General features: G+C 41.0%; 8 protein-coding genes. All 8 read left to right on the forward strand.

Annotation, left to right across the window (positions count from 1 at the left end):
• Nucleotides 1-49: 49 nt before the first annotated feature.
• The gene (locus LH29_RS11810; protein WP_045029917.1) at nt 50-1,027 is read left to right on the forward strand and encodes a carbamate kinase; all 978 of its coding nucleotides are present in this window, start codon (nt 50-52) and stop codon (nt 1,025-1,027) included.
• A gap of 199 nt (nt 1,028-1,226) precedes the next feature.
• Complete coding sequence (argF, locus tag LH29_RS11815) at nt 1,227-2,225, forward strand: ornithine carbamoyltransferase (protein WP_045029920.1); 999 nt, start codon at nt 1,227-1,229, stop codon at nt 2,223-2,225.
• A gap of 578 nt (nt 2,226-2,803) precedes the next feature.
• Nucleotides 2,804-3,568: a phosphatase PAP2 family protein gene (locus tag LH29_RS11820; protein ID WP_082063608.1), complete on the forward strand. Its 765-nt coding sequence runs from the start codon at nt 2,804-2,806 to the stop codon at nt 3,566-3,568.
• A 531-nt stretch (nt 3,569-4,099) separates the two neighbouring features.
• Nucleotides 4,100-4,627 carry a UpxY family transcription antiterminator gene (locus tag LH29_RS11825; protein ID WP_045029922.1) on the forward strand — a complete coding sequence of 176 codons (528 nt, stop codon included), beginning with the start codon at nt 4,100-4,102 and terminating at the stop codon, nt 4,625-4,627.
• Nucleotides 4,628-5,157: 530 nt separating this feature from the next.
• A complete protein-coding gene (locus tag LH29_RS11830) occupies nt 5,158-5,580 on the forward strand; it encodes a BT0820 family HAD-type phosphatase (RefSeq protein WP_045029925.1) in 423 nt (140 codons plus the stop codon).
• An 832-nt stretch (nt 5,581-6,412) separates the two neighbouring features.
• Nucleotides 6,413-7,213 (forward strand): polysaccharide biosynthesis/export family protein, encoded by an 801-nt coding sequence (locus LH29_RS11835; protein WP_082063610.1) that lies wholly within the window; start codon nt 6,413-6,415, stop codon nt 7,211-7,213.
• Between the two features lie 333 nt (nt 7,214-7,546).
• On the forward strand, nt 7,547-9,904 hold the full coding sequence (locus tag LH29_RS11840; RefSeq protein ID WP_045029930.1) for a GumC family protein: 2,358 nt from the start codon (nt 7,547-7,549) through the stop codon (nt 9,902-9,904).
• Between the two features lie 684 nt (nt 9,905-10,588).
• Nucleotides 10,589-11,116, forward strand: a complete 528-nt coding sequence (locus LH29_RS11845; RefSeq protein WP_045029933.1) for a hypothetical protein — start codon at nt 10,589-10,591, stop codon at nt 11,114-11,116.
• Nucleotides 11,117-11,264: the final 148 nt, after the last annotated feature.

Consider the following 11,264-nt stretch of genomic DNA (forward strand, 5'->3'; position numbering starts at 1 on the left):
TGTTTGTTAGACATCTGATCCTTATTCAGACGACTAACTATCTACACCAATGAAAAAACGAGCTGTTGTTGCTTTGGGCGGAAATGCCATCCTGCGCGGGAACGAAGAAGGAACCATCGTTCAGCAGGAAAAGAACGTAACCGACACACTTGAGAACCTCGTGCCGCTGCTGCGCGATGGTTACGAGCTGGTACTGACACACGGCAACGGGCCGCAGGTTGGGAACATATTAATGCGTAACGATGCCGGTGAACAGCTTTACGGCATTGCCCCCATGCCATTGAATATTTGCGTGGCCGACTCACAGGGCGGAATTGGCTTTATGATCGAGCGGATGATGCGAAACGTACTCAACAAATACGGCATTGAGAAAAACGTAATTTCCATGGTTACACTGGTTGAGATTGATGCCAATGATCCGGCATTTCAAAATCCATCGAAACGTATTGGAAAAGTTTATAGCGAAACAGAAGCAAAAAGGTTGTCGGAACAAAAAGGCTGGGATTTTAAGCCTACATCAAAAAGTAAAGATGGATACCGACGGGTGGTGCCCTCGCCCACGCCCATTGACATTGTAAATAAAGACATCATCCGACAACTACTTGAAAACGGTAATATCGTTATAGCTGCCGGCGGTGGTGGTATTCCGGTTTATTTTGATGAAAACAACGATGTGCGCACACTGGATGCCGTAATCGACAAAGATATGGCCTCGGGTATGCTGGCTACCAATATTGATGCCGATGAGTTATACATCCTCACCGATGTACCGTTTATTTACAAAGACTTTGGGGAGGAAACGCAGCAAAAACTAGAATTTTTAAACTATTCCGACACCCTTAAACATCTTGAAAATGGTACATTTGCTGAAGGTACGATGGAGCCTAAAATCAAGGCCTGCCTCAACTTTATAATAAACGGCGGCAGCAAAAGTATCATCACCGAAGCCACCAAACTGGCCGATAAAAGTTACGGATCGAAGATTACCTTGGAATATGAAGATGAAGAAAAGATTGATCGAGATTGAATAGAAGATTGAAAAGCGATTGTTAAATTGTAAAACAGATTGTTAAATTGAAAAACTGATAAATTGTGTATTAAAACTTTTGACTTTACTCTTTTGCCATGTTCTCAGTTAAACTCTGAGACTTCTCTGTGCAACTCTGTGGTAAAAAAATAGGTAACGAATTACAATCAACAGCAACCATATAAAAAACTAAAATACAATGATCAATAATTTAAAAAACAGAAACTTCCTCAAACTACTCGATTTTACTCCCGAAGAAATAAATCAACTGCTTGATTTGGCTGCGAGTTTAAAAAAAGCAAAATACGACGGATCGGAGAAACCCTTGCTTTCCGGTAAAAATATCGCACTGATTTTTGAAAAAGCCTCTACCCGCACACGATGTGCATTTGAAGTGGCGGCTTACGATCAGGGAGCACGAGTCACTTATTTGGGACCTTCCGGCTCACAGATTGGGCAGAAAGAAACCATGAAAGACACTGCGCGTGTTTTGGGAAGAATGTACGACGGCATTGAATACCGTGGTTTTGGGCAGGATATTGTGGAAGAACTGGGAACTTTTGCCGGCGTTCCGGTTTGGAACGGACTGACCAACGAATTCCATCCGACTCAGATTCTGGCTGATTTCCTTACCATGAAAGAACACAGCATCAAACCTTTATCGGAAGTAAAATTCTGCTACCTGGGCGATGCGCGAAACAATATGGGTAATTCGCTGATGGTTGGTGCTGCAAAACTGGGAATGGATTTCAGAGCAGCTGCACCAAAGGCTTGTCAGCCTGCTGAAGAGTTACAGGCTGAGTGCCGCGAAATAGCCACACAAACCGACGGGAAAATAACAATTACCGAAGATGTAGCTACAGCTGTAAAAGACTGCGATTTTCTATACACCGATGTTTGGGTGTCGATGGGTGAGCCCGACGAAGTTTGGCAGGAACGGATCAAATTGCTGCTCCCTTACCAGGTCAACAAAAAAGCGATGGAACTTACCGGAAATCCCGATGTAAAATTCCTGCATTGTTTACCGGCTTTTCATAACCGCGATACAAAAGTTGGCGAGCAGATCTACCAAAAATTTGGGCTCGAAGCCATGGAAGTTACCGAAGAAGTTTTTGAAAGCAAAGCATCGCTCGTATTCGATGAAGCCGAGAACCGCATGCACACCATAAAAGCTGTTATGGTTGCCACACTGGCTTAAGCAAAACACCATAGATTTTAAAGCATTATCTTCAGTTTTTTTTGGAGGTAGTGCTTTTTTTTAGCTGCGACTCACTAGCCACAAGCTGCGAGGAAGAAGTATCAAATCTCATTCAGTTTTAAAATATTTTACCACAGAGTTGCACAGAGAAGTCTCAGATTTACGCAGAGAGGAAAGAATTTTTCAGCTGCAAGTAGTGAGCCTATAACTACTAGTTTTTTTCAATCTAAATCAATCTTTTTTCCATTTCTCACCATCTCAGTGCTCAGTGCCAGGCACCCAACCTCCATTCCCTTTCTCCTCATTCACTCATTTACCCATTCCCTAATTCAATCAGCATCAATCTATTTCAATCTCCACCAATCTCATAGTCCCAGTACTTTTCTCATCTTCCAATTTACCCAGTCACTTATTCACCAATCCAATCTCCATCAATCTTTATTTCAATCTCCAACCATCTCAGCGCTCATTAATCCTTCATCACTAATCCTTAATCCTTTTCTTCCTTTCAATCCTTTTCCTATTTTTGCCCCGTGCAAAATCATTCAACATTCATAACAAATATTCTGCTTGCAGTTATGCTACTATTCTCCATACAGGAGGTGGCTTCCGGCAGTAAAAATCCGGAACGTTTTTCGCTGCTTAAAGAAAATACTGCACCATATCTTACGTTTCACAACGATTCTATCCATCACATCGATTTTCGGTATGCCGATAAAAAACGAGGATTCAGACCTTTTATCGCGCCATCTATTCTTATTACCGGTGGAACGATCCTGCATTATTCCGACTGGAAATATGACATTAACGATTGGCACGGAGAACATTTTAATTATTCCGGCCACCTCGACGACTACCTGCGTTTTGCACCGATTGCAGCCGTATATTCCTTAAACGCCCTGGGGATAAAGGGGAAAAACAATATTGGTAACCAAACCGCCATTTTGGGTAAAAGTATGGTGTTGACCTCCATCATTGCGAAAAGCATGAAAAGCATTTTGGACGTGGAGCGCCCTACAGGAGAACCACAGTCGATGCCCTCGGGACATACAGCCATTGTTTTTGCAGCAGCTCAGTGGATGCACCGCGAATATGGCGAGATAAATCCCTGGTACAGCATTGGTGCTTATGTCTGCGCCACTACGGTGGGAATCATGCGTATTTCCAAAAGCCAACACTGGGCTTCCGATGTTTTGGTTGGCGCCGGAGTAGGAATGATTTCCACTGAACTTATTTATCTCACTCACCAATACAAATGGGATCGGGAATACCTGAAAAACCTGGATATTTTTCCGTTTAAAACAGGCAGTCAAAAAGGACTGGCACTGGTGTATACGTTTTAGGAAGTGACGGGATGCTGGATGCTGGATACTGGATGCTGGTTGCTTGATACTTGATACTGCTGGTTGCTTCCCTTTCTTTTGCCTTGATTCTGGATTCTGGATGCTTGATACAATAGAGTTGTAAAACAGATAAATTGTAAAATTGTAGTTCTTAACTTTCTATCTTATTCGCTATGAAACTCTGTGATTTTTCGGTGTAACTCTGTGGTAAGATCCTTTATATTTTTGGCTTTGTACTGGATGCTGGATACTTGTAACTTGCAGCTGCTCTTCTCAACTTTTGCTCCCGACGCTACGGTCGGGATTTTGCTGCGCTCAACTTTTTACTTTATCCTTTTTGCCTTGATTCTGGATGCTTGTTGCCGGATACAAACTCGCAACTCGGAGCTAGCGGCTCGTAGCTTGAAACACTTTTGCCTTTTTACTTTTACCTTTTGCCTTGCTACCTGAAACTTTTACCATCAACTCCCTTCTTTTTTTCGCAGTAATTTATATTTTTGTCACACACAAATTCGGATACAGAACAGGCTAATGACATCTTTACAAACTCAAAAACAATGGCATGTAATTTACACCAGATCCAGGGCGGAAAAGAAGGTCGTGCAGGAGCTCTATGCTAACGATATTGAATGTTTCCTTCCCCTGCAAAAAAAACTCCGCCAGTGGAAAGACCGCAAAAAATGGGTGGAAACCCCTCTTATTCCGGGCTATTGTTTTGTAAACATCTCACGTAAAGAATACGATAAAGTACTGCAACTTAATAACGTGGTAAGTTATGTCACTTTCGAACGAAAAGCTGCCGTTGTAAGCCAAAGCGAAATAGAGGCACTACAAACCATGCTTCATCAGTTTGATTTTGAGGTAAACGTAACCATGGAAAATTTCGAACCCGGAAAAATAGTTGAAGTCATCGAAGGGCCGATGATCGGATTATGCGGAGAACTTATAGAATGCAGGGGCAAAAATAAATTTGCGTTGCGCATCGAACAAATCAACACTTCTTTTCTGGTTGAAATCCCGGCCTCCTATCTTAGTGCGGTGCCAGAGACTGTGATTTAACCAAAGAAAACCCGTCATTCACGGTATCGTTTTTCACTGAAAATATCTTCTTCATAAAATTAATAGTCAACGCTGTATCAATATTTATAAAAACTCGACAATTCCCTTAATACATTTCTGCACATATGATCACCAAATAAGATCAGCCTGAGATCACAAAAAGATCACATTGACAAACAACCCACAAAATAAAAGTCCATTCACTCTTTATTTAAGCATTAATTAACAAATTGTTTTTTTATTGGGTATTTTTCAAGCATAGCAATCACAACATAACTAAATAAATACTTTTGTTGCCTAGTTAGCTTCAGCGTCCAACTCGTACAGTCACATGTAACCGAGGAGGCGAAGCATTATCCACACCACCCAAATCCCCGAAAGTTTCTGAACACACTTCCCCGGTTTATAGTTAAAGATCTTTGATATCCTATTCCTGAACACAAGCCAATAGTGTGTCTGTTGAGCCATTTGAACCTGAGCTGATTTTCAAAAAAACAAGTACTTAAAAACTCATAAAAAACCAATATTACATGCGTCCACTAACTATTGCCGTTGATTTCGATGGCACCATTGTAGAACACCAATATCCAAAAATAGGAAATGAACTTCCCTTCGCCTTCGAAACCCTACATGCTTTACAAAAAAAAGGGCACAAACTAATTCTTTGGACCTACCGGTCGGAAATAGAACTGGATGAAGCAGTTGAATTCTGCCGTGAAAAAGGCCTGGAATTTTACGCCGTAAATAAAAATTACCCGGAAGAAAAAATGAATGATAAGATCAGCCGGAAAATACTCGCCGACCTGTATATCGACGACCGAAACTATGGTGGCATGCCCGAATGGACCGACATCTACTATAGTCTGCACCCCGAAGAAAAAACAGATAATGGACAACCAAAAATGAAAAGCTGGAGAAAAAAGATTGAGATTCTCCAAAAAGGAATCAGATAAGATTATTTTCCAGTGCCTATGTTACCCCGTTTATAAAACACACCATCCACAAAACTGCTGCCTAATTTCAGGGATCAGAATTGACTGAAAGGAAGCAAATTATAAAAATTGTTGGGCAATTTAAAGTCTATTAAACAAATGGATAAAGAGGTCATCAATATTACCATTCCCTCAATTTGTGAAGGCTCGAAATAAATGGCTGTCAACCCATGCTTTAGTAGCAGAGGCAAATGATATAGTTATTGTTTCCATCGGCCTTTACCAGATGATAATTACACTTAAAATTGAAACTCCCGGCAGCAAAGCTGGCGAGGAATCCGATTCCGTTAAGGACTTTTTTTATTGTTTTGTTCGCTTACCCCGAGGCAAAGCCATCGGAGAATGCGCTCACCGGAATTCAAAATCACCCTTAATATCACCCTCACGGGTGACTCATCTTTGGCAAATACAGGAGACCTTTGGTGCCCGATATTAGTTAATAGATTCATGCGATGAAACGAACATGAAATTTTTCATTCAAAAATTACAAAAACAAGCATGAATAAATTTTATGTAAGAGCGACGGATGGAGCGGTTCCATCTGTCAATTTTGAATTTTTAAATTATCAGAAAATTAAAATTTATACAAAGAAAAAGAAACAATAACAGAGAGGATTATCTATATGAAATTTTACCAATCGCTTACCCCGAGGTAAAGCCATCGGGGAATGCGCGCACCGGAATTCAAACTCTTGTTCGAAATGTACTCACAGCGTTTTACAACTAATGCGGGGAGGATCTCACATGAATTCCGGCTAAAAGATATTACTCAATAAACTATTATATACTAACAATGAATTCAAGAAAATTCCATCGTCTGCTGTCACTATTAATGGTAGCTGCTTCGCTTTCACTTTTCTCGTGCCATAGCAGCAAAGAGCTGGTTTACATGAAAGACGTGCAAAACAATCAGGTAATAAAAGCACTGGCCGATACCATTACCGAATACATCATCAAGCCAGGCGATATACTGTATGTAAGCATTAAATCGATGAATTCCGAGGTAAATGCACTGTTCAATCCGGAATCGAATATGGAAGCCCAGAGTTACAATTCGTACCAGAAATACACCACTCCCCAGGGAGCTTACCTTTATGGATTTGAAGTGGATGAAAGCGGCAACCTCCAACTTCCTATAATGGGAGATATTCCCGTTGCCGGTCATGCAAACTCACAGGTCGAAAACATTGTACAGAAATATGCCGACAAATACCTTAAGGAAGCAATAGTTAAGGTAAAATTACTGAACTACAAGGTTACCATTATGGGCGAAGTGAAACGTCCCGGGGTTTATTACAATTACAATAACAACTTTACCGTATTGGAAGCACTGGCCATGGCAAACGGAAACACCGACTATGCCAACATTACCAATGTAATGGTTATCCGCCCACAGCCCGATGGTCAAAAAGCGATGATCCTCGATCTTGCCGCGTCGGATGCCTGGCTGCAAAAAGGCTTTTACCTCCACCCCAACGATTACATTTTTGTTGAACCCGACCAACATAAGAACTTCCAGCTCAACGCACAGGTTTTTTCCATGGTAATTTCTTCGGCCAGTTTATTGTTAGCCGTATTCGGTCTCCTGAAATAGAAAATGCCTGGTTTGAAACATAAACGAAAATTAAAAGTATCCTGCAATCGCTGCATCAGATCAGGCTGATCCGTAAACAAACTAATCACTTAAGAATCCGTGTAAAATAATATTACGGTATCATTTGCAAGATTGAGATGAAGATTGAATTCTGCGGAAAGCTGCGGAGGTTTGAAAAAAATATCAAGAAAGCTTTCAGTCCACAACATAAAAAAACAAAGGCAGATCATTTCTCATCGCATCCTCGCTAATACAAACTCATATCCACAAAAAACGCATAATCCATACCACAGGAACACGCTCATAAAAAACAAAAAAGATAATTTACACACCATGACAGCTAACAACTTAAACCAGCAGTACAACACCATTGAGCAAAATGATGAAATTGACATTAAACGACTGCTTTTCCTCCTGTTGCGCAGATGGTACTGGCTGGCGCTGGGGCTTTTCATTGGAGCAACCGGAGCCTGGTTATTTGTAAAATACACCCCCGATAAATACCAGGTAAACACCAGTTTACTGGTTACCGATGAAAGCAAAGGCTTCGACCTGGAAAATTTGTTTATGGAAGGAATGATGGGTGGCAGTGGCAAAGCCAGCCTGCAAAACGAAGTGGAATTCCTTCGCTCCTATACTTTGAACCGCCAGGCCGTGGACAACCTCAACTGGCAAACCAGCTGGCAAAAAAAGAACCTGATCATATGGAGCGGCATCTACCTCAACGAACCTTTTATTCTTCATAAATCAGGAGAAGCCTTAAACCCTGCAGGTATTTCAATCTACATTACCCCGTTGTCGGAAACCGAATACGTGATAGAAGCCGATGGTGAAATTGATCTGGACGGCCAGACACAAAAAATTGCATTCGAAGAAACGGCAACCTATGCGCAGCCTTTTAGGAATGAATACTTTAATTTCACCCTTACCCCAAAAGAAAACTCCGGGGAACTGCTTGGCGAGAGCTACCGTTTTTCTTTTATCGATAAAAGCAAACTCACTACCGCTTATCTAAAAAGGGTGAATACCGACTACGGCAAGGAAAGCGAAGTGATCAAACTCTCGATTGAAAGTACAGAACCACTGCGTGATATTCATTATATGAACGAGCTGGTACGCGTTTATCTGGAGCTTAAACTCGATTTGCAAACACAAACCCAGAAACGCTCGCTCGACTTTATCGATTCCCAGCTATCGGGTATCTCAAGCGACCTGAGTGCAGCAGAAAACACCTTTACCGAGTTCCGGTCGAAAAATCAGATCATCGATCTCAGCAGCCAGGGAAGCCTGATTATGGAGCAGCTCAAAGAAATTGAGCAGGAAAAGTCGCAGATGCAAATGCAGCTCGATTATTTTAAAAACCTTCAGCGTTACCTCGGCAACATTCAAAGTGCCGATCAACTGGTGGCACCTTCGGTAGTTGGTATTACCGATGCTACGCTCAACGCACTGGTATTAAAACTCAGCGAACTATACAGCCGCCGGAAAGTGTTGGCTTTTAGCGCACGCGAAAACAACCCCTCGCTTATTCTGCTAAACCAGGAGATCGATCAGGTAAACCACCATGTACGCGAAATGCTGGTTAACCTCATCGACAACACCCAGCTATCGGTAAACACATTAAACATTCGCTACAACCGCATCAACCAACAGTTGAACAACATGCCCGAGCAGGAGCAGCAGCTGATAAACATCCAGCGTCAATACGAGCTCACCAACGAAATTTACACCTACCTGTTGCAACGCCGCGCCGAACTTGAAATTTCACTGGCTGCCGCCGTTGTTGATATACAAATCATCGATCCTGCACAGTTTGAACGTTTGGTACCTTTAAACAAAAGTCCGCTGCTCATCCTGTTTATAGGTGCTTTTCTCGGACTTTTACTTCCGGGAGTGCTCATTCTGGTCATCGACTTTTTCGACAACAGTATTCACCTGCAGGAAGATATCGAAAAGCTGACACCATTGAGTATTCTGGGCAATGTTTTTCACAGTACCGAAAAATCAGAACTGGTTGTTGTCCATCATCCTCAGGCCCCTATTACCGAATCGTATAGAACCATTCGTACCAATCTTCAATTTAAATTAACACCGGGTATACAAAAAGTTATCGGACTGCATTCGGTTCAACCTTCCGAAGGAAAATCCTTTAATGCAACCAACCTGGCCAGTATTATGGCTATGAACGATAAAAAAACCGTAATTATCGGTGCAGATATGCGTAAACCCCGTCTTCACCAAATATTTAACTTATCCAATACAAAAGGATTAAGCAATTATCTTGTTGGCCAGTATACCGCTAAAGAGGTCATCCAGCAAACGGAAATCGAGAATCTGTCAGTCATTGCTTCCGGCCCCATTCCACCCAATCCTGCCGAGTTAATCGAACGTCCGGCTTTTTTACAATTACTGGAAGAATTAAAGAAACAATTCGACTTTATCATTATTGACAATGCTCCGGTATCACGCGTAACCGACGGTTTGATCACCAGCCGCCACAGCGACCTGAATCTCTTTATCTTACGTTATGGCGTAAGTAAAAAGAACCAGTTGAAATACATTAACGACATCGCTTCACATGGAACCATGAATAACCCTGCCCTAATTATAAACGACATTAAACTAAACCGTTTAAATTACGGATATAGTTACTCCTACCAGTATGCCTACGGAAAAGGATACGCCGTTTAACTGATGAACAATATTCAATAACAAATATCCAATGTAGAACAAGCTAAAACACATCAATTCAAAGCTGATTGGATATTGATTATTCTAAATTGGATATTTTACATTTTAATTAGTGAAAAAAGAGTTCCAACTATAAACCTGACCTTTATACACAAATTCAAAGTTTGAAAAGCGAATAGAAATGAACAATATTCAATAACAAATATCCAATGCAGAACAGGCAAAACACATCAATTCAAAGCTGATTGGATATTGATAATTCGAAATTGGATATTTTACATTCTATTTTCTAGTGTCTTCTTCTCTTCCCCTAAGCTAACACCATCTGTAAATGTGCTCATCGGAATTCAATAACGAATTTTCCATTTGCCTTTATAAATAGAATGCATAAATTATCATTTTTCAACAATTTGTACCAAACAATAAAACTTACACACTGTCAAATAATTAGCCAAATAAAATCATAATGTTCGTTTTTAAACAGAATTAACAAAGCACTTTTTTGTATTAATTTTCCAAAAACGACCTGTTTAATTCAACAAATTGAGTAGTTTTGCTACTCAACTAATACTAATTTTCTACTCATACAGCACATGTAACTGAGGAGGCGAAGCAGTGCCCGAATCAGCATATCCACCACTTCTTTTCAACTACAACAACTTCACATAACTCACTATTAGCCAAATGATAGAATCTTTAATTACAAACAAAACCCGGCTAAAACTTTTACTCAAGTTTTTTCTGAATAAGGAGACCACCAGCTACCTCAGAAACCTTGAACAGGAGTTTGGTGAATCGTCAAATGCCATACGTTTGGAACTGAACAGGCTGGAGCAGGCTGATTTGCTGGTATCGAATTTCAACGGTAACCGAAAATATTTCCGGGCCAACGACAACCACCCGCTGTACAGTGAGATCAACAGCATTTTGCAAAAGACAGTTGGTCTGGATACTGTTATCGATAAGATCCTGAAAAATGTGGGCGACCTAAACGAGGCATATCTTATCGGCGATCTTGCGATTGGAAAAGCATCGGGTATTATCGACCTGCTGCTGGTAGGCGACAAAATCGATACCCGTTTTGTGGTGGCACTGGTGTCGAAAGCCGAAAAACTGGTCAATAAAAAAATACGTTACCTTGTACTCTCTGACAAGGAAAAAACCGCTTACCTTGAAAAACAAAATGCCCTACACATTTGGTCGAGAGAATAAAGAAGGGAAAATTAGGCGGAAGACCGAAGACTGGAGACCGAAATAGAGAAACAATCCTATGAATGCTTTTCTTCCGTCTTCCGACTCCCGACTTCGGGCTTGGAAGCAAGTTATTAAGTCATAAACCGGAAAATAAATTTTAGCTTTG

The sequence above is a fragment of the Draconibacterium sediminis genome (genome assembly GCF_000949475.1).
GTDB lineage: Bacteria > Bacteroidota > Bacteroidia > Bacteroidales > Prolixibacteraceae > Draconibacterium > Draconibacterium sediminis.